At 63.3% G+C, this 20,378-nt stretch carries 22 protein-coding genes and 1 tRNA gene; 4 read left to right on the top strand and 19 right to left on the bottom strand.

Annotated features, from left to right (window positions below; translation table 11 throughout):
• Positions 1-107, top strand: a 107-nt coding sequence (locus tag ACU8YE_RS13200) for an IS3 family transposase (RefSeq protein WP_373407738.1), incomplete at its 5' end; no start/stop codon positions are given.
• Between the two features lie 102 nt (positions 108-209).
• Here the strand turns inward: ACU8YE_RS13200 and ACU8YE_RS13205 are convergent.
• The 8 genes from ACU8YE_RS13205 to ACU8YE_RS13240 form a co-directional block, all read right to left on the bottom strand.
• Positions 210-857 carry a DUF4124 domain-containing protein gene (locus ACU8YE_RS13205; protein WP_446928906.1) on the bottom strand — a complete coding sequence of 216 codons (648 nt, stop codon included), beginning with the start codon at positions 855-857 and terminating at the stop codon, positions 210-212.
• A gap of 24 nt (positions 858-881) precedes the next feature.
• Positions 882-1,484, bottom strand: coding sequence for an aminoacyl-tRNA hydrolase (gene pth, locus ACU8YE_RS13210; protein ID WP_232041876.1), 603 nt, complete (start codon positions 1,482-1,484; stop codon positions 882-884).
• A 168-nt stretch (positions 1,485-1,652) separates the two neighbouring features.
• A complete protein-coding gene (locus ACU8YE_RS13215; protein WP_232041877.1) occupies positions 1,653-2,279 on the bottom strand; it encodes a 50S ribosomal protein L25/general stress protein Ctc in 627 nt (208 codons plus the stop codon).
• Between the two features lie 152 nt (positions 2,280-2,431).
• Positions 2,432-3,382: a ribose-phosphate pyrophosphokinase gene (locus ACU8YE_RS13220; RefSeq protein ID WP_004633415.1), complete on the bottom strand. Its 951-nt coding sequence runs from the start codon at positions 3,380-3,382 to the stop codon at positions 2,432-2,434.
• Positions 3,383-3,464: 82 nt separating this feature from the next.
• Positions 3,465-3,541: transfer RNA gene (locus ACU8YE_RS13225), tRNA-Gln, on the bottom strand.
• A 50-nt stretch (positions 3,542-3,591) separates the two neighbouring features.
• Positions 3,592-4,461, bottom strand: a complete 870-nt coding sequence (gene ispE, locus ACU8YE_RS13230; RefSeq protein WP_446928907.1) for a 4-(cytidine 5'-diphospho)-2-C-methyl-D-erythritol kinase — start codon at positions 4,459-4,461, stop codon at positions 3,592-3,594.
• Positions 4,462-4,475: 14 nt separating this feature from the next.
• Positions 4,476-5,099 (bottom strand): lipoprotein insertase outer membrane protein LolB, encoded by a 624-nt coding sequence (gene lolB, locus ACU8YE_RS13235; protein WP_446928908.1) that lies wholly within the window; start codon positions 5,097-5,099, stop codon positions 4,476-4,478.
• On the bottom strand, positions 5,099-7,036 hold the full coding sequence (locus ACU8YE_RS13240; protein WP_446928909.1) for a tetratricopeptide repeat protein: 1,938 nt from the start codon (positions 7,034-7,036) through the stop codon (positions 5,099-5,101). The genes lolB and ACU8YE_RS13240 overlap by 1 nt, the downstream gene beginning before the upstream one ends.
• A 101-nt stretch (positions 7,037-7,137) precedes the next feature.
• Between ACU8YE_RS13240 and mutM the strand changes: the two genes are divergently transcribed.
• From mutM to mutY, 3 genes are all read left to right on the top strand, one after another.
• The gene (gene mutM / locus ACU8YE_RS13245) at positions 7,138-8,013 is read left to right on the top strand and encodes a bifunctional DNA-formamidopyrimidine glycosylase/DNA-(apurinic or apyrimidinic site) lyase (RefSeq protein ID WP_446928910.1); all 876 of its coding nucleotides are present in this window, start codon (positions 7,138-7,140) and stop codon (positions 8,011-8,013) included.
• A gap of 289 nt (positions 8,014-8,302) precedes the next feature.
• Positions 8,303-10,246 (top strand): dynamin-like GTPase family protein, encoded by a 1,944-nt coding sequence (locus ACU8YE_RS13250; RefSeq protein WP_232041882.1) that lies wholly within the window; start codon positions 8,303-8,305, stop codon positions 10,244-10,246.
• Positions 10,247-10,349: 103 nt separating this feature from the next.
• A complete protein-coding gene (mutY, locus tag ACU8YE_RS13255; RefSeq protein ID WP_446928911.1) occupies positions 10,350-11,498 on the top strand; it encodes an A/G-specific adenine glycosylase in 1,149 nt (382 codons plus the stop codon).
• A gap of 30 nt (positions 11,499-11,528) precedes the next feature.
• Here the strand turns inward: mutY and ACU8YE_RS13260 are convergent, their stop codons facing one another.
• The 11 genes from ACU8YE_RS13260 to ACU8YE_RS13310 form a co-directional block, all read right to left on the bottom strand.
• Positions 11,529-12,182 (bottom strand): LON peptidase substrate-binding domain-containing protein, encoded by a 654-nt coding sequence (locus tag ACU8YE_RS13260; protein ID WP_232041884.1) that lies wholly within the window; start codon positions 12,180-12,182, stop codon positions 11,529-11,531.
• A gap of 103 nt (positions 12,183-12,285) precedes the next feature.
• Positions 12,286-13,179 carry an RNase adapter RapZ gene (rapZ, locus tag ACU8YE_RS13265; protein WP_316878495.1) on the bottom strand — a complete coding sequence of 298 codons (894 nt, stop codon included), beginning with the start codon at positions 13,177-13,179 and terminating at the stop codon, positions 12,286-12,288.
• A gap of 94 nt (positions 13,180-13,273) precedes the next feature.
• Positions 13,274-13,615, bottom strand: a complete 342-nt coding sequence (locus ACU8YE_RS13270) for a PsiF family protein (RefSeq protein WP_260803113.1) — start codon at positions 13,613-13,615, stop codon at positions 13,274-13,276.
• Positions 13,616-13,801: 186 nt separating this feature from the next.
• Positions 13,802-14,776 (bottom strand): HPr(Ser) kinase/phosphatase, encoded by a 975-nt coding sequence (gene hprK / locus ACU8YE_RS13275; RefSeq protein ID WP_004633393.1) that lies wholly within the window; start codon positions 14,774-14,776, stop codon positions 13,802-13,804.
• Between the two features lie 73 nt (positions 14,777-14,849).
• Entirely contained in the window at positions 14,850-15,305 is a 456-nt protein-coding gene (ptsN, locus tag ACU8YE_RS13280; RefSeq protein WP_012761097.1) for a PTS IIA-like nitrogen regulatory protein PtsN, read from the bottom strand.
• A gap of 347 nt (positions 15,306-15,652) precedes the next feature.
• Positions 15,653-16,006, bottom strand: a complete 354-nt coding sequence (hpf, locus tag ACU8YE_RS13285) for a ribosome hibernation-promoting factor, HPF/YfiA family (RefSeq protein WP_004633388.1) — start codon at positions 16,004-16,006, stop codon at positions 15,653-15,655.
• A gap of 50 nt (positions 16,007-16,056) precedes the next feature.
• Entirely contained in the window at positions 16,057-17,565 is a 1,509-nt protein-coding gene (locus ACU8YE_RS13290) for an RNA polymerase factor sigma-54 (RefSeq protein ID WP_446928912.1), read from the bottom strand.
• Between the two features lie 96 nt (positions 17,566-17,661).
• Positions 17,662-18,450 carry an LPS export ABC transporter ATP-binding protein gene (gene lptB / locus ACU8YE_RS13295; RefSeq protein WP_004633384.1) on the bottom strand — a complete coding sequence of 263 codons (789 nt, stop codon included), beginning with the start codon at positions 18,448-18,450 and terminating at the stop codon, positions 17,662-17,664.
• Between the two features lie 30 nt (positions 18,451-18,480).
• Complete coding sequence (gene lptA / locus ACU8YE_RS13300) at positions 18,481-19,071, bottom strand: lipopolysaccharide transport periplasmic protein LptA (protein WP_260803112.1); 591 nt, start codon at positions 19,069-19,071, stop codon at positions 18,481-18,483.
• A 59-nt stretch (positions 19,072-19,130) separates the two neighbouring features.
• The gene (gene lptC / locus ACU8YE_RS13305; RefSeq protein ID WP_045202514.1) at positions 19,131-19,763 is read right to left on the bottom strand and encodes an LPS export ABC transporter periplasmic protein LptC; all 633 of its coding nucleotides are present in this window, start codon (positions 19,761-19,763) and stop codon (positions 19,131-19,133) included.
• Positions 19,764-19,767: 4 nt separating this feature from the next.
• Complete coding sequence (locus tag ACU8YE_RS13310) at positions 19,768-20,364, bottom strand: KdsC family phosphatase (protein ID WP_316868272.1); 597 nt, start codon at positions 20,362-20,364, stop codon at positions 19,768-19,770.
• Positions 20,365-20,378: the final 14 nt, after the last annotated feature.

Genomic DNA, 20,378 nt, shown 5'->3' on the forward strand with positions numbered 1-20,378 from the left:
ACTACATCGAGATGTTCTACAACCCAACACGGCGCCATTCGAGCGCCAACGGACTATCACCGGTAGAGTTCGAACAACGTCATTCCCAACGGCTCGGGGGTGTCTAGGAAAGTCGGGGCGATTCACCACCACGCGCGGCGTGAGCACAAAAAAGAGACGGCTTTGGCCGTCTCTTTTCATAGGTGCCTGCCGTTTTGTTGGCAGCATGTCTATTGGATCGGCAGCAGATCTTCCGGTCCTTCGTACGCATAGCCCGGTTCGCAGACGATGCGGTAGTGCGGGTAATGCGGATGCGGTGGGCGCGGCACGATCGGTGTGGGCGCCAATGGTGCTTGCGCGAACGGCTTCGGGCCATTGCCAGGTTGGCGCAGCGCGCCCGCAACCGGCGCGGGAGGTTGGCGAATGACCGGCATCGGCGTCGGATAGGGTTGCGGATATGGCACCGGGTACGGCAACGGCCCCACGTAGACGCGATGGCAGTATCGAACGCCTTCCTGCGCAACCACCACTCTCTGCCGTTGCTCGCGGCGTGCCTGTTCGGCCGCCTGCGCGGCCATCTGGGCTTGGCGAGCGTCTTCCGCAGCCTGCGCTTTGCGGCGCGCGGTTTCCATCTGCTGCACTTCAGCGGCTTCGGCGCTGGCGCGTTCGCGGGCAGCCTTTTGATCGGCGGCGCTGGGTGTGTTGTCGATCATCGGCACGGGCTGGGCGCGCGTACCGCAGGGGTGGTCGGAATAGGTCGTCTGGCCGTTCTCGCTGCAGCGATACACCTGCGCTTGCGCCGGCAGGCTAGCCGCCAGGCCGAGCGCCAGACCCGCCAGCACGGCGGCGCGTGAGGTCAGTTTGGCAAACGGTGTCATGGCGGTCTCCTCGGTGTCGGCGGATCAGCGCGCGGTGTGCAGGCGCATCATGGCCTTCTCGGCGTTGCCGGCAATCAGTTCGGGCAGCGCGTCCAGGCTCTGATCGATGGCGCGGTCGATGAGGTCCTGCTCTTCTTTGCGAGGTGCTTTGAGCACGAAGTTGGCGACATCATGCTGACCGGACGGTGCCGTGCCGGGCGGCAACAGGTTGCGCGGGTGGCCGATGCCCAGCCGCAGCCGCCAGAACTGTTGCGTGGTCAGGTGTGCGGCAATGTCCTTCAGGCCGTTATGCCCCCCGGAACCGCCGCCGAGCTTGAGTTTGACAGCGCCAGGCGGCAGATCCAGTTCGTCGTGCACGACCAGGATTTCATCGGGCATGACCTTGTAGAAGCGGGCCAATGCCACGGTGGCCAGGCCCGAACGGTTCATGAAGGTTTGCGGCTGCAGAAGCCACACCTCGTTACCCCAAAGGTTGGCGCGCGCGGCATAGCCGTGAAAGCGCGTCTCGTTGCGCAACGTCACGTTGCCCATGCGCGCGAGTTGGTCGACCAGCCAGAAGCCAGCGTTGTGTCGCGTCGCCGCATATTCGGCGCCCGGATTGCCGAGCCCGACGATGAGTTTGATCATGCGATTCGTATCAGGTTGGGGTGCAGGAAGCGCCCCTTGATCCTACAAGCATAGCTGCTTTCCGCAGCCTGAAAGCGGTGTGGCTCGCCCCGCTCAGGCAGAAAAAAAGCCCGGCGAGACGAGCTCGGCGGGCTTTTTCGCTCGCACCGAAGTGCGAGGTGCGGCAACTTAGGCTGCCGGCTTGTCTTCGCCTGCAGCAGCAGCGCCTTCTTCGGCGGCGGCGGACTTCTCGCCAGCCGGCACGCTGATGTTGGCAACAGCCGGGTTCTCATCGCCACCGTGGGTGAGGATGGTCACGCCCTTCGGCAGCTTCAGGTCAGCGATGTGCAGGGTTTGGCCGATTTCCAGCGTACCCAGATCCACTTCGATGAACTCCGGCAGGTCGGCCGGCAGGCACGACACTTCAACGTCGTTCAGGATGTGGTTCACGATGCCGTGGCCCAGCTTCACGCCCGGTGCGGTTTCCTGGTTCAGGAAGTGCAGCGGCACCTTGACGTGGATCTTTTCCTTGGCCGACACGCGTTGGAAGTCGACGTGCAGAACCAGTTGCTTGAACGGGTGCAGTTGGAAGTCGCGCAGCAGCGCCTTTTCCACCTTGCCAGCCACTTCGATGTCGAGGATCGACGAGTGGAAGGCTTCCTTCTTCAGTGCGTGGTACAGCGCGTTGTGATCGAGTTCGATCAGCTTCGGCTCGGTGCCAGCACCGTAAATGATGGCCGGGGTCTTGCCGGAATTGCGCAGGCGGCGGCTCGCACCAGTGCCCTGAACGCTACGCTCGAAAGCGACAACTTTCATGATTGCTCCAAACGAAAAAGACGACTCGCGACCAAGCCGTCTGGTGAACGGGGCGCCATATTGCGCCCCGCAGACACCGCAGAAGTGCCGTCTAATCGACGTTTTCTGCAGTAAAGCCTTGAATTATAACAGTAAGCCGCCTGGCTGCCGAATTATTCAGCAAACAGCGACATGATCGAGTCACCGCGCACAATGCGGGTGAACGTCTCGGCCAGCAGCGGTGCCGTCGAGAGCTGGCGGATCTTGCCGCACTTGATGGCGTCTTCGCGCAGCGGGATGGTGTCGGTCACGACCACTTCGTCGAGCGCCGAGTCTGCAATGCGGGCAGCCGCGCCGCCCGACAGCACCGGATGCGTGCAATACGAAAACACTTGCTTGGCACCGCGCTCCTTGAGCACCTGCGCGGCTTTGCACAGCGTGCCGCCGGTGTCGATCATGTCATCCATGATCACGCAGTTGCGGCCGTCGACTTCACCGATGATGTTCATCACCTCGGCCACGTTGGCCTTCGGGCGACGCTTGTCGATGATCGCCAGATCCACGCCGAGTTGCTTGGCGAGGGCACGTGCGCGCACCACGCCGCCGACGTCAGGCGACACCACCAGCAGATCTTCGTAGTTCTTCTTGCGCAGGTCTTCGAGCAGAATCGGCGACGCGTAGATGTTGTCGACCGGGATATCGAAGAAGCCTTGGATTTGGTCAGCGTGGAGGTCCATCGTCAGCACGCGCTCGACGCCTGCGACTTCCAGCATGTTGGCCACGACCTTGGCGGTGATCGCCACACGCGCCGAACGCGGGCGACGGTCTTGGCGGGCGTAGCCGAAGTAGGGGATGGCGGCCGTGATGCGGCGGGCAGACGCGCGCTTGAGCGCATCGACCATCACCATCAGTTCCATCAGATTGTCGTTGGTCGGGGCGCAGGTGGATTGCAGGATGAACACGTGCTTGCCGCGCACGTTCTCCTGGATCTCGACCTGGACTTCACCATCGGAGAATCGGCCGACGAGGGCCTTGCCTAGGGGAATGCCTAGGTGCTTGACGACAGCTTCGGCGAGTTTCGGGTTGGCGTTGCCGGTAAAAACCATCAAGCCTTCGCTGCTCATCGGGGCACCTGTTTTTCGACTTCAGACGCGCCGGTCAGTTAAAGCACCGACCGGGCTATTGCTGGGAACATGAGGAAGAAAATGGCAGGGGCGGAAGGATTCGAACCTACGCATGCCGGAATCAAAATCCGGTGCCTTAACCAGCTTGGCGACGCCCCTACACAACCTATCGGTTACCGCCTCCATTGCAGAAGCGATAACTGCAAACCTTACACAGCAAATCTTTCGAGCGGGTGATGCGTCAGACCTGCCGCACACCGACCTTCCCATTCGGAAGGCACCTGATCCGCTACCGCTTGCGCATGCTCGACGTTGTCGAACGGAGCAAACACGCAGGCACCGGATCCGGTCATTCTTGCCAGAGGGCTGAATTGACGCAGCCAGACAAGTGCTCGGGCGATTTCGCCGTATTTCCTTTCCGCCACTGCTTGCAGGTCGTTGCGACCGTAAGCGAAAACAATTTGTTGGTCAGGAAAGTCCGTAATTATGGTGAGTGGCGTATCGCGTGTCAACCCTTCATCGGAAAAAATTGCGGGGGTGGGTACATGCACGCGTGGGTGAATCACCACGAAGGCGGCTGGCGGCAGCGTGACAGGCGTGAGTTCTTCTCCGATTCCCTCGGCGAAGGCGTTCTGGCCGAACACGAAGAAGGGCACGTCGGCGCCGAGCTTGAGGCCGATCTTCATCAGTTGTGTGCGCGGCAGGTCGAGGCCCCAGAGACGATTGAGCGCAAGCAGCGTGGTGGCGGCATCAGACGAGCCACCGCCAATGCCACCGCCCATCGGCAGGCGTTTCTCGATGGCGATGTCGACGCCGTAGGTGCAGCCGGTTTCCGCTTGCAGCAGGCGCGCGGCCTGGATCACGAGGTCGTCATCGGCGGGCACGCCGGGGATATCGGTGATGCGCACGAGACGGCCGTCGGTGCGGCGCGCGAAATGCAGCGTGTCGCTCCAGTCAATCAGCTGGAAGACGGTTTGCAGCAGATGGTAGCCATCGGGCCGGCGGCCGACCACGTGCAGGAAGAGGTTGAGCTTGGCGGGCGCTGGGCAATCACGCAGCTCGACGGGTGCGGAAGACATGACGAAGCGAGGCGTTACCGGTCGAGCACGAGCCGCACCGAGAGCGGGCCATTGGTGCCCTGCGGGCGGTCAAGATCGAGCCGGCGGATGCTGACCTTGGCGCCGTCGGCACTATTGCCGTCGTCAGTCCAGGCGACGTAGTGGACGGTCCAGCCGTTCTGCTCGATGGTTTCGGGGCGCGATTGCGCGTCACGCGCCACGCGTGCCGGTGTACCGGGAGCGGGGCGGGCGCGCAACCAGTCGCGCAGGCCGGAGACCGGCAGCGAAAAGCCGAGCGCATCCTGCATCAGCGTGTCGACTTCGGGGGCGCGGCGCGGCGGCTGGTTCGGCAGTTCGAGCGTGGCGCCCTGGTTGCTCTGGCTGACGATGGCCAGCGTCTGGCCCAGTGGCGACATCAGCTCAAGCTGCACATCGGGTCCGCGCTCACGCCAGAGGAAGCTGCCGACGGCGCTTTGCTCGGCATTGTTCTGCGTGTAATGGGCTGAGAAGCGACCCTGATAGCGCGTGATGGTGGCATCGGCGTCTTGCGCGCCGGCGAAGAGATCGTTGGCCGGCCGCAAGGTTGTGCAGCCGCTGAACAGCGCGCAGCCAGCGCCAAGCATCAGCGCGCCAAGCGCGCGCGTGAACCGCATCGCCATCAATTTGCACTCACGGGAACATTGGGCACCGGCTGGCCGAAGCGGCGCAGCGTGTCGCGCAGCGTGGAGTCGTTCACGTCGAGCTTGGACGCTTCGGTCCAGATCTGGCGCGCGTCGTCCTGCTTGCCCGATTGCCACAGCACTTCGCCCAGGTGTGCGCCGATTTCGGCTTGCGGGGCGGCAGCCCACGCCTTGCGCAGGATGTCGGTGGCGGCGGGCAGATCGCCGCGACGGTATTTGACCCAGCCGAGGCTGTCGGCGATGTAGGGATCGTCCGGCGCCAGCGACACCGCTTTCTCCAGCAGCTCCTGCGCTTCCTGCAGGCGCACGTTGCGATCGGCCAGCGAGTAGCCGAGCGCGTTGTAGCCGATGGCCTGGCCGGGGCGCAGGTCAATCACCTTGCGCAGCAGCGTTTCCATGTTGTCGTAGTGGCCGTCGTGCTCTTCGAGCATCGCCAGTTGGTACGTGTATTCGACGTTGTCCGGATCGCTCTTGAGCAGCTCGTTGACGCGGGCGCGGGCGCGGCCGTAGGCCTTGGCGTCCATCAGCATGCCGATTTCTGCCTGGCGGATGCCGTCCATCAGGGCCTGGCGGCGCGGGCCGTCGGGCACGTCTTCGGAATCGGCGACGAGCTCGTCGAAGGTCTGCTGTGCCTCGTCGATACGGCGCAGCTTGCCGAGGAGCTGGCCGCGCTTGATGCCCGCTGCCAGTGCGGTCTGGCCATCGGCGTCGCCGTTGGCGGAACCGGTGATCTTGTCGACCCAGCCCAGCGCGGCGGCGTAGTCGCGCTTTTCTTCAGCCAGCTGGGCGAGGCCCTGGTAGCCAGGTTCGGGGCTCAGCGTGGGAGACTTGGCGGTGGCGGCGACGTATTCCTTCAGGTAACGCTCGGCGTCGTCGTACTGGCGCTGTTGCAGGTTCAGCAGGCCCAGGGCAAGCGTGATTCGCGCATCGTTGGGCGCGATCTTCTTGAGCGCTTCGAATTCAGCGCGCGCCTTGTCTTGCTGATTGCGCATGAGGTACATGCGGGCGAGCGTCAGATGGCCGTCGATGGAGGCTGGTGCTGCTTTCAGGAAGCTGCGCAGGCCAGCGATGGCGGCATCGGGATCGCCATCGGCACGCAGTTCGGCGGCGAGGATGGCGGCGTCTTCATAACCGGGGCGCAGCTTGAGCGCGGCGTCCAATTCCGTCAGCGCGCCGGGGACATCCTTGGCGGCAACCTTCGCTCGTGCCAGGGCCAGATGCGTTTCGGGGCGCTGCATGTCATGCGAGGCGATACGCTGCAGCGCGCCTACGGCACCCGCCGGATCGCTGCTCTTGGACATCTGCTGCTGCAATTGCAGCAGGGCATCGGCACGCTGGCCGGGCGAGACCTTGTTCAACTGCGCCTGCAGCATCGGTTCGACTTCCGACCACTGGCCCGTGGCCACCAGCAGGAGCTGCTGCACCTGGCGTGCCGGCATGGACGTCGGTGATAGCTCCACCCACAGGCGCGCGGCGGTCAGGGCTTGCGCGGGGGAGCGTGTCAGAAATGCGATTTCCGTGGCGCGCTGGGCAAAGCGGGGGTCGCGCGTCTCCTGTGCGAGTGCGAGGTAGGTGCGGTACGCCGGTTCGACCAGCCCGCGCTGCAGTGACACCTCCGATGCCAGCACGCGGTACATGATGTCTTCAGTGAGCGCGACACGCGGCAGATCTGTGCGCTCCGAACTCAACAGACCAGTACGCGGGCGCGAGCGCTCAATTTGGATGGCTGCGCGGCCGCCTGCGCCGCTTTCCTGCGCCGCTTGGGCAACGAGTGGTGCGCCGGCAGCCGACTGCGACGACCAGGCCGGCAGGCTCATCAGCCCTCCCGCCACCAGCGCGGCCAGGAGGGCCGTTCGGCTGCGCGGAAATCGCTGCGGGCGTTGCATCGCAGGCGAACGTGAGAGGGCGTGAGGCATGGTCTCGAAGCTCCGGATAAGGGTTCAGGGCATTGTAGCCTGACCGCTACAATCGCCCGCATCGTAAAAAAGGTTGGAGCAGCACATGGGATGGAGGTTCGATGCCTGAGTTGCCGGAGGTCGAGGTCACTCGCCTGGGTTTGCTACCCCATATTACGGGGCGACGTATCGTGCGCGCCGTGGTGCGCCATCACGGCTTGCGCTGGCCGATCGATCCTGCGCTGCCGGAATTGCTCGCGGGCCTGACTGTTACGCGCTTGCTGCGCCGGGGTAAATACCTGCTCATCGAATGCATGCCCGCGGTAAGCCAATCCGCAAGCCATGCTGATGCCGCAGGTGGCTGGCTGCTGATTCACCTGGGCATGACCGGCACGTTGCGCGTGCTGGAGGCGCCCGTGCCGCCCGGCACACACGATCACGTCGACATCGACCTAGCCGACGCAACTGGCGTACCCATCACACTGCGCTATCGAGACCCGCGCCGCTTTGGTGCCGTGCTCTGGCACGCCGGGGACGAAGCCGGCTTGGCTGAACATCCGCTGCTGCGCAATCTGGGCATTGAGCCGTTCGATGCGCGATTCGACGGCGACTGGATGTTTGCCCGCACGCGCGGGCGCCGGGTTGCCATCAAGTCGGCGCTGTTGGCAGGCGACATCGTGGTCGGCGTGGGCAATATCTATTGTTCGGAGAGCTTGTTCCGCGCCGGTATCCGGCCGACCACGGCGGCGGGCCGCATCAGCCGGCCGCGCTATGCGGCGCTGGCCGAGGCCATTCGCGTCACGCTGGCCGATGCCATCGCACGGGGCGGCAGCACGCTGCGGGATTTTGTCGGGTCAGACGGACAGAGCGGCTACTTCCAACTCGAAGCCTTCGTCTACGACCGCGCCGGTCTGCCGTGCCGCGTGTGCGGCACGCCGATCCGCCAGATTGTCCAGGGGCAGCGCTCCACGTTCTATTGCCCGACCTGTCAGCGCTGATCGGTCTGCCAAGGGCATCGAAAGCCGCCTGAAAACGTGGCGCTGGAGCGATCCGACTGCCATTTCGCAAGGTTTTTGAAGTGGGGTGTCCGGCCGCCGATGGCATCCCGCAACACTTGTCTGCCCGGGCTGGAGAACCTTGCGGAAAGTTCGCCCGGAAGCTGGCGGTTCGCTGTATCGTTCCACCTAAATTTGTGCATTTCTGTGCCGTAATTGGGCGGAACAGCGATGTCGAGGGGCGCGTGCATTTTTCTTTGCGGTCGGGTCGCGCACACAATAAGACAGAACGATGAACAACACACTGAGCACACAGTTCGAGCAGTACAGCGCCTGGCGCGCTTCGGTACTGCAGTCGGTGGGGGAATTCCAGGACTGGCTGCAAGCCCAGGAGCTGTACGACGCCCAGGCTGACATGCGCGCGCAGCGCATTCGCGGTGTCCTGCGCAGCGACAAACTGAAGGTTGCCTTTATTGCCGAGTTCTCGCGCGGCAAGAGCGAGCTGATCAACGCCATCTTCTTTGCGGATTTTGGCCGCCGCATTTTGCCGTCGTCGGCGGGCCGGACCACGATGTGTCCGACCGAGCTGATGTACGACGAAAGCTATCCGCCGTCGATCCGCCTGCTGCCGATCGAGACGCGTCTGCATGATGCATCGACGGCCGATTTTCGCGATGCGGGCAGCCACTGGCTGTCCGTGCCGCTCGATCCGTCGTCGCCCGAGGGCATGCTCGAAGCGTTCCGCCACGTGGTGGAAACCGTGCGCGTGCCCAAGGAAGAAGCCGAGCAGCTGGGCCTCTATAACGACGCGGATCCGGATGCCGCGTTCTCGGTGGATGCCGCGGGTACGGTCGAAGTGTCGAAGTGGCGTCACGCGATCATCAATTTCCCGCACCCGATGCTCAAGCAGGGGCTGGTGATCCTGGATACGCCGGGCCTGAACGCCATTGGTACCGAGCCGGAGCTGACGCTGCGCCTGATTCCGGATGCGCACGTCGTCGTGTTCGTGCTGGCGGCGGATGCCGGCGTGACCAAGAGTGACCTGGAACTTTGGCGCTCGCATGTGGGCGGTGGTCAGCGCAAAGGCTGCATCGCGGTGCTCAACAAGGTCGACGGCCTGTGGGATCCGCTCAAGTCCGAAGAGGAAGTCGAGAGCGAAGTCAGCCGCCAGATCATGACGACGGCGCAGGTGCTCGATATCGATGTCGAGCGCGTGTATCCGGTGTCGGCACAGAAGGGCCTGGTCGCCAAGGTCAGCCATGACCATGAGCTGCTGGCCAAGAGCCGGCTGCCGGAGTTGGAGTCGGTGCTGTCGGATCAGTTGATTCCGCAGCGTCGCGAGATCGTCACCGAGCAGGTTCAACTGGCGGTGAAGGACATGGCCACCGGCGCGCAGCAACTGCTGCAGATGCGCCGCCGCGACATCGTCGAGCAGTTGTTCGAACTGCGCGGCCTGCGCGGCAAGAACCATACGATGGTCAAGCACATGCTGATGCGCGTGCAGGGCGAGAAGGAAGAGTTCGAGCAGAGCATCGCCAAGTTCCAGGCGCTGCGTACGGTGTTCGGCCGCCACAGCGCAGAGATCATCAAGAGTGTGCAGCTCAAGCAGATCCGCTCGACCATGCGCGAGGCGCGCGAGAAGATGAAGGAGCGCGTGTTCTCCCGCGGCCTGCGTGACGACATGGACAAGCTGTTCGGCCACCTGACCGGTCTCGTGCGCGATGCAGCCAATCGCATCGACCAACTGCACCAGATGGTCGATGGCATGTACAAGAAGTTCAATGCCGAGCACGGCTTCACGCTGTCGCCGCCGCTGCGCTTTTTGGGTACGCGCTACGATGCCGATCTGAAAGAAACGCTGATGCTTGCGCACAATCACTTCGGCGCATTCAGCTTCTTGACGCGCCCGAAGCCGCAGCTTGTGCACGGCGCGTTCTCGACGGTGGCCAGCCGCGTGCTGGATACCTTCCAGGACATGAACCGCGATATCGAGATCTGGCTGAAGTCGGTCATGACGCCGCTCGAAGCGCAGGTGCGCGATCACCAGAAGCAACTGCGCAAGCGCGTGGATTCGATCGAGCGCATTCACGAAGCGACCGATACGCTGGAAGCGCGCATCACCGAACTCGAAGCGCTGCTCAATACGCTGGATGAGCGCAGCGGCACGATCGCCCAGTACACCGATCGCATTCTTGCGGCCGGGACGATTCTGGAGCGGCAGTCGGTCGCGGCCTGACGCGCACCGTCGGTTACGGAGAAGGCGCCTGCGGGCGCCTTTTTTGTTCTGGTAGGATCGCCGCCAGCGCGCATCTTCTGCTCGCCGCTTCCCCATCACACGCATGACCGCCACCCCTCGCCGCACGCGCCGCGCCGCACAACCTGCTGCCGTTTTACCTTCGCTTCCCGATGATTTCGCCGTGCGCGTGATCGCGTGGCAGCAGCGTCATGGTCGCCACCACTTGCCATGGCAGAACACCGGCGACGCGTATCGCACGTGGTTGTCAGAGATCATGCTGCAGCAGACTCAGGTGAGCGCGGTGCTGGGCTACTATGCACGTTTCATCGAGCGCTTCCCGACCGTGCAGGCTCTGGCCACTGCGCCGGCAGACGACGTCATGGCTGCTTGGGCCGGCCTGGGCTATTACACACGCGCGCGCAACCTGCATCGCTGCGCGCAGATCGTGGTGGCGGAGCACGGCGGCATCTTCCCGCGCGATCCCGACGTGCTGGCGACCTTGCCGGGCATCGGCCGCTCGACCGCCGCGGCCATCGCCGCGTTCTCATACGGCGTGCGTGCCGCCATTCTCGATGGCAACGTCAAGCGCGTCTTCGCGCGCGTGTTCGGCATCGATGGCTTTCCTGGCGACAAGCGCATCGAAGACACCATGTGGCGTATCGCCGAAGCCGTGCTGCCGCCGGCAGACGGCATTCAACCGTACACGCAGGGTTTGATGGATCTTGGGGCCACGGTGTGCACGCGCGGCAAGCCGGCATGCTTGACCGGCGAACGCGCCTGTCCGCTCGAATCGCTATGCGAAGCGCGCAGTACCGATCGCGTGACGGAGTTGCCCGTGCCGCGCCCGCGCAAGGCGATACCCGAGCGTGCCGCGACACTCGTCATCGCGCTGCACGAGGATGCGGTGCTGTTGCAGCGTCGTCCGCAACGCGGCATCTGGGGTGGATTGTGGTCCTTGCCGCTGGTGGGCGAGATGGACGACGCGCTCGATGCGCATCCGTTGGACGCGGGCGCCGTACGTCGTGCTGCGCAGGCATACGGCGCTGTCTCGACCGTGGAGACGGCCGGCGCGCTCACGCACACCTTCACGCACTTCCGTCTGCATATGCACCTGCTGCGCGCGGACGTCACCATGCCCGCTCCGCTCGCCGAGGACTGGCGCTGGGTACCGCTCGCGCAACTCAATTCGGTGGGATTGCCGGCGCCGGTGAAGTTGGCGCTGGAGACGCTGGTGCAGCCAAGCCTGATCTAGCCAGTTCGGCCGGGCTTGGCTGATAAGGCATCACAGAATGTGATGCTGCTTCATGTAGCGATGGACGATCTCGATGCGCATCCCGGCGTCCATCAGTTCCATCAGCTTCTGCTTGGCCTTGAGCGGCACCGGCAGCAGTTCGCACAGCCGGTTCGCGACCCAGCTAGGGCTGGTCCATTCGTAGGGCTCCGCCATCGGGACGTTGCCGTCTTCGCGTGAGCCGAGTGTGGTAATGATGCGGCGCAGGGCGCCCACGCAATCGTCGAACAGTTCGCCCTTGCAGTCTTCCACGTCGGTGCCGATGGGCTCCACGGTGCCGCGCATGAGGCCGTTTGGCGTGGTCTCGAACGTCAGCACCTTGAAGCGCTGCGTCCCGCGTACCTTGATCATTAGCAGGCCGAGCTGCTCCATGTCGCATTCGACGATATGGGCGATGCAGCCAACGTCGACCGGTACGGTCGGGCCGTCTATGGTGGCGACTTCATTGCCGCGCTCGATCAGGCAGACGCCGAACGGCGTCTTGTCGCGCAGGCACGTGCGCACCATGTCCATGTAGCGGGCTTCGAAAATGCGCAGCGGGAGAAGGCCGCCCGGAAACAGCACCGTGTGCAACGGAAAGAGCGGCAGCTCGGTGGGCAGCGGCGGCAGCGGCGAGAACGGCGAGAGAGCGATGTCTTCTTGCATGGACGGGCTTTCAGCAGGCGGCGGCAAGACCTTCGCGGGCGCCGCGCAACAAGCCGCATCCAAATGAAGCTGACCGACGCGCGGAGTGTGTCCGGCGCGCAGTTCAGCCGTCTACGGCCAATTCGCGGTGGCGGACCAACACATTACCATGCGCGCGGAAGTACGTGGCAAGCCGTTCCGCGATGTACACGGAACGATGCTGGCCGCCTGTGCAGCCGATCGCCACGGTCAGGTAGCTGCGGTTGTCGGCGATGAAACTCGGCAGCCACTTTTCCACGTAGGCGCGGATGTCCTCTGCCATCGCAAGCACCATCGGCTGGCTTTGCAGGAAATCGATGACGGGCTGGTCGCGCCCCGTGAGTGGGCGCAGTTGCGTGTCGTAGTATGGGTTGGGCAGCGAACGCACGTCGAAGACGAGATCGGCGTCGGTCGGTACGCCATGCTTGAAGCCGAACGATTCGAACATCAACGTGATGTCGTGCGGCTCGTCGCTGATGAATTCCTTGATGTACGCGCGCAGGGCGTTTGTGCGCAGCGTGCTCGTGTCGATGCGATGGGCCGGATCAGCAAGCGGGCTCAGCAGCTCGCGCTCCATTTCGATCGCTTCGATAAGCGAGGTGTCCAGGCCCTTGGTGGCCGCTTGCACGTTGGCGGCGGTATCGGGGCGGCCGTTACGGATCGACAGCGGATGCCGGCGGCGCGTCTCGGAATAGCGCTGCACCAGCGCGTTCGTGCTCGCTGTCAGGAACAGCATGCGCACGTCGTGTTCCTTGCGCAGCACGGTGACCGTCTCGGGCACCTTGCGTAGCGATTCACGGCTGCGGATGTCAGTGGCCACGCCCAGATGCGTATAACCCTGGTCCGCCAGATAGCGCGCCAGTTCGGGGATGAACTGCGCGGGCAGGTTGTCGACACAGTAATAACCTGCGTCTTCGAGCACGTTCAGGGCGACCGATTTCCCTGAACCCGACATACCGGTGATGAGAATGATCCGCATGCCGCGAGGATAGCATCCCTGTGTTGCAAAGCAGCGACCAGTAAAAAAGGCGACCGATCTGGCCGCCTCTTTTGAAGCGAAGCTAACGCAATACTCAGCCCTTCGAGAGGCACTCTTTTTGGGCTTTCTTGTACTCGTCGCCCTTCTTGCCCTTGTTGGCCTTGGAGCAGGCTGCCATCTTTTCCTGCTGCGTCATCGGCTTGGCGGCCGCAGCCGGCTTGTCAGACAGGCAGCCTTTCATGAACGCCTTGCGCTCGTCGCCCTTCTTGCCGGCGGCGTCCATGTTGCATTGCTTCATCTTGTCTTGCTGCGAATTCTTGGCTGCCGGAGCGGCAGCAGGTGCGGCCGGCGCGGCTGCCGGTGCGCTACCTTGGGCGAATGCCTGGCCAGCCAGGAACGGGAGCGCCAGGGCGCAAGCGGCAATCAGTTGTTTCATCGTCGTGTTCTCCTTGGGTACCATCAGAAGAGCGGGCGAAGACGGCCGCCGCGCTCGCGATGAACGCCGCCGCGTGCGTGCTCGGCGCATTCCCTCCCACAACGGAGAGGCCGCATGACGGGTTGACGTTTCTCACCAAAAACTAGGGTAAAACCGGCCCGATGGCGAAACTTTGTGGCGACTTTGTTAAAGCAGGCGACCCTGAGGCGAGTGCGAGGCAGCTTCGGCCTGCATGGCGGCACGCTGGCGGTCCATGAAGTCGCGCAACGTATCGATGCCGCGCAGGCGCAGGATCGTGTTGCGCACGGCGGCTTCGACCAGCACGGCCAAGTTGCGGCCGGCTGCCACCTGGATCTTCACCATGTGGATCGGCAAGCCGAGCACATCGAGGTACTGCGAATCGAGTGGCAGGCGCTCGAACTCACCATCGTTGCGGCGCACGAGCTGAACGATGAGCTTGATCTTCATCTTCCGGCGCACCGCCGTCTCACCGAAAATCGTCTTGATGTCGAGCAGACCCAGACCGCGCACTTCCAGCAGATTCTGCAGCAGCGGCGGGCAGCGGCCTTCGATAAAGTCCGGCCCGAGGCGCACGAAATCGACTGCGTCATCGGCCACCAGACCATGACCGCGCGAGATCAGCTCCAGGCCCAATTCGCTTTTGCCCAGGCCGGAGTCGCCCATGATCAGCACGCCCATGCCGAGGATGTCGAGAAACACCCCGTGCATCGTCACGCGCGGTGCCGAGATGCGCGACAGATACAGACGCAGATGATCAATGACCGCGGCAGACGAAATCGGCGACGTGAACAGCGGCGTGGAAGAGCGCGTGCAGCGCAGTTCCAGATCGGGCGGCGGATCCACGCCATCGGCCACGACCAGGAAGGGCGGTTCCAGCAGGATCAGCTCGCCCATCTGCCGCTTGCGGTTTTCTTCCGACAGGCGCTGGTAATAGGTGATCTCGGGCTTGCCGAGCACCTGGATGCGATTCGGGTGGATGAGGTTCAAGTGCCCGACCAGATCCGCCGCAGACGTCGCTTCCTTGGCGAAATCCACGTCGAACGCGCGGTCCGCGCCCTCCAGGCCGGCGACCCACGACAGCTTCAAATCAGCTGCGTTGTCGTCAAAGATCGATTGGGCGATGACGCCGGTCAGTTCCATAGCAGGGCACAGTGGTGCCGACGGGGCATAGCGCGTTCGCAATCGGTTGCGCTTGCCACCGATTGCGCTGCGATCAGGGCCGCCAGTCGGTCAGTAGCTGGTGAATCGCCTCGGGCGACGGCAGGGTGGCGAGGCCTTCGCGCATGTCTCGGTCGGACAGCAGTTGGGCGATTTCAGAGAGGATTTCCAGATGTTGCTGGGTCGCCTGTTCGGGCACCAGCAAAAAGATCAGCAACGAGACGGGTTTGCCGTCCGGTGACTCAAAAGGCACCGGCTCGGACAGGCGCATGAATGCAGCCAGCGGTTGCTTGAGCCCTTTGATACGGCCATGCGGAATGGCCACGCCGGCCCCCAGGCCCGTGGATCCAAGCGACTCGCGCGCAAACAGGTTGTCTGTGACGACTGCGCGCGTCACGCCGTGGTTGTTCTCGAACAGCAGGCCGGCCTGTTCAAATACCCGCTTTTTGCTGGTTACGCTGACGTCGAGGGCAATGTTCCCGGGCGGCAGCAGTTTGGCCAAGCGATTCATGTGCAATGCGTGAAATGAGCGGCGTCCTTCTGCACCAAGATGGCGCGCGGACAATGGGGTCATTATAGACCACGTGCCGCGCGGCTTTGTGCGGCGCACCAGTGGTGCACCGCGCAGGGCAGAGAAGCGAATCCCCCAGGGGCTGCGATCAGTCGGTGCCGGCAATCTGCGCGCGGCATCGACCCTGTTTTTGCCAGCATCGCGCCAAAAACCGCGCCACGCCAGCATTCATACTTTCGTCAGATTTTAGCCCGACTTAAATCCGTTGCAATCGGATTCGTCACGAATGCACCACGGCATAAAAAAACCGCGCCAACTCGGGGCGCGGTTTTTGCGGTGCCGTCCTGCTATTGCTGCATCTGCACGGCCTGGAAGGCTTGGTGCTTCATGCTGTCACGATCGTGCCCCTGCACGCGGTCCTTGTACTTGATCACTTGCCTGTCCAGTTTATCGACGAGTAGGTCGATGGCCGCATAAAGATCTTCATGGTGTGATTCGACGAAGACGTCCTTACCCTTGAGGTGCAAGTTGATTTCCGCGTACTGACGCCGATCCTTCTCCTTGTGGTTATCGACCGATAGCAACACGCTGACGCCAATCACCTGATCGAAGTGCCTGATCACACGCTCCAGTTTCGTTTCCACGTACTCACGCAAAGCGGGCGTGATGTCCAGGTGGTGTCCACTGAGTTTGAAGTTCATAGCGGTTCTCCTTCTCAAGATGAGCCGCACCGGAACTGCCCGCGATGCGGCTATAAAGACTTGCGCAAATTCACTGCAGGGATCTTGAGGGCTTCGCGGTATTTGGCCACCGTCCGACGGGCCACCACGAATCCTTGTTCGCCTAACAGCTCGGCAATTCTGCTATCGGACAGAGGATTCTTCGGGTCTTCGGCTCCTACAAGTTGCTTGATGAGCGCGCGTATCGCGGTGGATGACGCAGCCCCGCCGGTTTCCGTCGATACATGGCTGCCGAAGAAATACTTCAACTCGAACGTCCCCATCGGGGTCGCCATGTATTTGTTGGTTGTCACACGGGAGATCGTGGACTCGTGTAGACCCAGTGTATCGGCTATTTCCCGCAAAACCAAGGGGCGCATGGCGATTTCGCCGTGCGTGAAGAAGCTCTTTTGACGCTCGACAATGGCTTGCGAGACACGCAGGATCGTATCGAAGCGCTGCTGGATGTTCTTGATCAGCCAGCGTGCTTCCTGCAGCTTCTGCTGTAGATTGGCGGCGCCCGATTCACCGCGGCTGCTGCGCAGGATCTGCGCGTACATGTCGTTGATGCGCAGGCGCGGCATCACATCGGGATTCAGTTGCGCCATCCAGCCTGCGCTCGTCTTGCGCACGATCACGTCAGGCACCACGAAATCCGCCTCGGCGCGACCGAACGCATGACCCGGGAACGGTGCCAGTGAACGGATCAGCTCATGCGCTGCTTTCAGTGCGGGTTCGTCGACAGACAGTGCCTTCTTCAGGCGCGTGTAGTCACGCGCAGCCAGTAGTTCGAGATGCTGATTGACGATGATGAGCGCCAGCGCCTTCGCGGGCGAATCGAGCCGGTGCAATTGCAGTGACAGGCACTCGGCGGCTGAGCGTGCGCCAATGCCAGGCGGATCAAAACTCTGCAGCATGCGTAGCGCGGCTTGCAGTTCGTCGAGTTCGACTTCGAGTTCGGCGGGCAGATCCGCGAGGATTTCGTCGAGTGTGCCTGCCAGATAGCCTTCGTCGTCGAGCGACTCAATCAGGAAAATGACGAGGCCCTTGTCGCGCATCGACAGCTTGAGCGGTGCGAGCTGTTCCATGAGGAATTCGCGCAGGCTTTGTTCGGCCTCGCGCAATTGCAGCGGGGCGCGGTCGTCTTCGTCGGATTGCGGTTTGCGGGCGAAGTCGTCAAGGCTCCAGTCGGAGCGGTCGGAACCGTAATCGCTGTCGAAATCAGCGCCGTTGTCGTGACTGTTTTCGTAGCTGTCGGGGGTGTCGCTGCTGTCGCCACCGTTGGGTGCGGGCGGAGGAGACTCGGTGGGCAGGGGCGTGGCACTGTTGCTTTGCAACGCGTTCACGGAGCCGTCCGCGCCGATGCGTGTGGAGGTGTCGAGCCACTCGTTTTCCCGCTCCAGCAGCGGGTTTTCAGTCAGGGCCTGCTCAACTTCCTGCTGCAGTTCGATGGTCGACAACTGCAGCAATCGGATCGATTGCTGCAACTGCGGCGTGAGCGCGAGATGCTGGGAGAGACGGAGCTGGAGCGACTGTTTCATGCGGGCTATTCTATGCCCAACTCTCGGTCGATGGAACGGATTTTGCTTTAAGGTGCGGCTTTGCCACGTCCTTAAGGCGTAAGCGTGCAGCGTGGCTTACATCCGGAAGTTATCGCCCAGATAGACCTTGCGTACATCCTCGTTTTCGATGATCTGTTCCGGCATGCCTGCAGCCAGCACGGTCCCTTCGCTGATGATGTAGGCGTGATCGCAGATGCCCAGCGTTTCGCGCACGTTGTGATCGGTGATCAGCACGCCGATATTGCGGTCTTTCAGGAAGCTGACGATGCGTTGAATCTCGCCCACCGCGATCGGGTCGACGCCGGCAAACGGTTCATCGAGCAGGATGAAACGCGGCGACGAGGCCAGAGCGCGCGCAATTTCCACGCGGCGGCGCTCACCGCCCGAAAGCGACAGCGCGGGGTTGTCGCGCAGGTGAGCGATCTGCAAGTCGTCGAGCAGGCCGTCGAGGCGGCGGTTGACTTCGTCTTGCGAGAGCTTCTTGCCGTTCTGCTCCTGCAGCTCGAGCACCGCGCGGATGTTTTCCTGCACGTTGAGCTTGCGGAACACCGACGCTTCCTGCGGCAAATACGACAGGCCCATGCGCGCACGCTGGTGGATCGGCAGGCGGCTGATGTGTTCGCCGTCGAGCACGATGTCGCCGGCGTCGAGCGCCACCAGGCCGACGATCATGTAGAACGAGGTCGTCTTACCTGCACCGTTGGGGCCCAGCAGGCCGACCACCTCGCCACTTTTCACGTCAAGCGACACGTCCTTGACCACGGTGCGCGTGCCGTAGCGCTTCTTCAGATGGCGGACGACCAGCGTGCTGGAAGTCGTGGCCTGCGGCGCTGCAGTTTTGGGGGCGAGGGTGGTGGCAGACATAAGCAGAACAAAAAAGACTGGCGGTGCGGATCAGGGCTTGGCGGCCGGGCTGGATGCCGCCGGTGTGCCAGGCGTGCTCGTGCGCGGTGCTAGAACGGCGCGCACGCGGCCCGACGGATTGGCGGAGGTGGCGTTTTCCGCGCCGCCCGAGGCCGTGTAGAACTCCTTCTGGCCGTCGTATGTGATCACGGCGCCGCGGATTTCGTCGAGCTGCGTAGCGCCTTGCAGGCGCTCCATGCGCGCCCGGGTGATCAGCTTGGAAATCTCTTGCTTGCCGTCGTATTCGATGCGCTCGCCCCAACCCTGGATGTATTCGTCGACGTTGTCCCGCTTCTGGCGAATGAAGGCCAGGTTGCCGGGCTTGGATGTGGCGACGGCGTAGTTGTAGCCCTCCGGATCGGTTCGCAGATCGGCCTCGTCGGAGCGCAGCACCATGGTGCCCTTGGTCAGCACTACGTTGCCGGTCAAGTGATAGACCTGCTTCAGATCGTCGTAGCTGGCGTTGTCGGCTTCGAGCACGAGCGGCTTGTCGCGGTCGGCACGCTCGGCGTGTGCGGGCAGGGCCGGTAGCAGCAGCGCAGCGACGATGGCGAGGCCGGCAGCACGGAGGGAATCAGTCATGGGGATCACGTCGGAGAAGGGCGCGGTCGGTGGGCGTTGTCAGGTGTCGGGGGCAGAGTTTACTGCTTCGGCGCCCCCAGCCCTTCGATTCGGCCGCGCACGTTGCCCAGCAATTGTACTTGGCGCGTCACGTTGTTGAAGGTGAGGCCGTTGGCGTTCATGATCGACGGCCCCCGGTGCAACTCGACCGGCTTGTCGGTGCGCACGATGTCGTCGTTGAGCAGCACCTGGAAGTACGTCGAATCGGCCGTCATCAGCGGGTCCTGGCGGGCGTCGGGGCCCTGCGCGCGGATGACCTTGGCATTGTTGTACAGATCGATGATGGTGCCGTCGCCGTTCATCTTGCCGAGGTCTGCGCGGGCAGTGACCTGCGGGCGGTCGGGCGCGTACACGCGCAGTGCGGGATACGTGACGTCGTAGGTCAGGTCGTCCTCATAGTGGTTCATGTGGACGCCGGTGAAGCGGTATTTGGTCGTGCCGGTCTCGTCCAGCGCGGTGGCCGAGATGCCGTCCATGGTGTAGTCGGCGATGTGGCGCTTGGGCTGGGTGGCGGCTTCGTCCGTTTGCGGGGTGTTGACCTGCACAAGCAGGAACGTGACGCCGCAGACGATTGCCATCAGGAGGATCGGCAGCCCGCGCAGCATGACCTGCAGCACGGTGGAGACGAGGCGTTGGGAGCGTTCGCTGGCCATGGAGTCAGAAGGATTGCGGGGCCTGCAGCAGTTGCGCAAGCAGGGCGTCGTAGGCGCCTTGGGCCTTGAGGATCAGGTCGGCGACTTCGCGCACTGCGCCGCGTCCGCCCGTGGCCTGGGCCACATAGTGGGCGCGGCTGCGCAGTTCGGCATGGGCCTGGGCGGGGCAGGCGGTAAAGCCCACCATCGTCATCACCGGCAGGTCGGGCCAGTCGTCGCCCATGTAGCCGGCGTCGGTGGCCTGAAGTTGCGTGGCGGCCAACAGGTGGGCAAATGCCTCGCGCTTGTCGGCTACGCCTTGGTACAGATGTTCGATGCCGAGTTCCCCGGCGCGCCAGGCCACGATCTCGGATTGCCGTCCGCTGATGATGGCCGGCATGACGCCGGCCTGTGCCAGCAGCTTGATGCCGTGGCCGTCCAGCGTGTCGAACGCCTTGCTGATTTCACCCTCAGGACCGACCAGCAGGCGGCCGTCGGTCAGCACGCCATCCACATCGAACACCATCAGACGCACGCGCGCGGCGCGTTCCATCGCCTGCGGAAAGCGTGCGTCGATGTTGCTGTGGACGCTGTCGGTGGGAAACGGGGCCGGGGTGGTCATCAGCGGCGTGGGCG

Source organism: Ralstonia sp. VS2407 (assembly GCF_052950655.1).

Bases quoted from the DNA above. Each gene is read 5' to 3' on its own strand.
- ACU8YE_RS13205 (WP_446928906.1), bottom strand. From the start codon at position 857: ATGACACCGTTTGCCAAACTGACCTCACGCGCCGCCGTGCTGGCGGGT.
- pth (WP_232041876.1), bottom strand. From the start codon at position 1,484: ATGATCAAACTCATCGTCGGGCTCGGCAATCCGGGCGCCGAATATGCG.
- ACU8YE_RS13215 (WP_232041877.1), bottom strand. From the start codon at position 2,279: ATGAAAGTTGTCGCTTTCGAGCGTAGCGTTCAGGGCACTGGTGCGAGC.
- ACU8YE_RS13220 (WP_004633415.1), bottom strand. From the start codon at position 3,382: ATGAGCAGCGAAGGCTTGATGGTTTTTACCGGCAACGCCAACCCGAAA.
- ispE (WP_446928907.1), bottom strand. From the start codon at position 4,461: ATGTCTTCCGCACCCGTCGAGCTGCGTGATTGCCCAGCGCCCGCCAAG.
- lolB (WP_446928908.1), bottom strand. From the start codon at position 5,099: ATGGCGATGCGGTTCACGCGCGCGCTTGGCGCGCTGATGCTTGGCGCT.
- ACU8YE_RS13240 (WP_446928909.1), bottom strand. From the start codon at position 7,036: ATGCCTCACGCCCTCTCACGTTCGCCTGCGATGCAACGCCCGCAGCGA.
- mutM (WP_446928910.1), top strand. From the start codon at position 7,138: ATGCCTGAGTTGCCGGAGGTCGAGGTCACTCGCCTGGGTTTGCTACCC.
- ACU8YE_RS13250 (WP_232041882.1), top strand. From the start codon at position 8,303: ATGAACAACACACTGAGCACACAGTTCGAGCAGTACAGCGCCTGGCGC.
- mutY (WP_446928911.1), top strand. From the start codon at position 10,350: ATGACCGCCACCCCTCGCCGCACGCGCCGCGCCGCACAACCTGCTGCC.
- ACU8YE_RS13260 (WP_232041884.1), bottom strand. From the start codon at position 12,182: ATGCAAGAAGACATCGCTCTCTCGCCGTTCTCGCCGCTGCCGCCGCTG.
- rapZ (WP_316878495.1), bottom strand. From the start codon at position 13,179: ATGCGGATCATTCTCATCACCGGTATGTCGGGTTCAGGGAAATCGGTC.
- ACU8YE_RS13270 (WP_260803113.1), bottom strand. From the start codon at position 13,615: ATGAAACAACTGATTGCCGCTTGCGCCCTGGCGCTCCCGTTCCTGGCT.
- hprK (WP_004633393.1), bottom strand. From the start codon at position 14,776: ATGGAACTGACCGGCGTCATCGCCCAATCGATCTTTGACGACAACGCA.
- ptsN (WP_012761097.1), bottom strand. From the start codon at position 15,305: ATGAATCGCTTGGCCAAACTGCTGCCGCCCGGGAACATTGCCCTCGAC.
- hpf (WP_004633388.1), bottom strand. From the start codon at position 16,006: ATGAACTTCAAACTCAGTGGACACCACCTGGACATCACGCCCGCTTTG.
- ACU8YE_RS13290 (WP_446928912.1), bottom strand. From the start codon at position 17,565: ATGAAACAGTCGCTCCAGCTCCGTCTCTCCCAGCATCTCGCGCTCACG.
- lptB (WP_004633384.1), bottom strand. From the start codon at position 18,450: ATGTCTGCCACCACCCTCGCCCCCAAAACTGCAGCGCCGCAGGCCACG.
- lptA (WP_260803112.1), bottom strand. From the start codon at position 19,071: ATGACTGATTCCCTCCGTGCTGCCGGCCTCGCCATCGTCGCTGCGCTG.
- lptC (WP_045202514.1), bottom strand. From the start codon at position 19,763: ATGGCCAGCGAACGCTCCCAACGCCTCGTCTCCACCGTGCTGCAGGTC.
- ACU8YE_RS13310 (WP_316868272.1), bottom strand. From the start codon at position 20,364: ATGACCACCCCGGCCCCGTTTCCCACCGACAGCGTCCACAGCAACATC.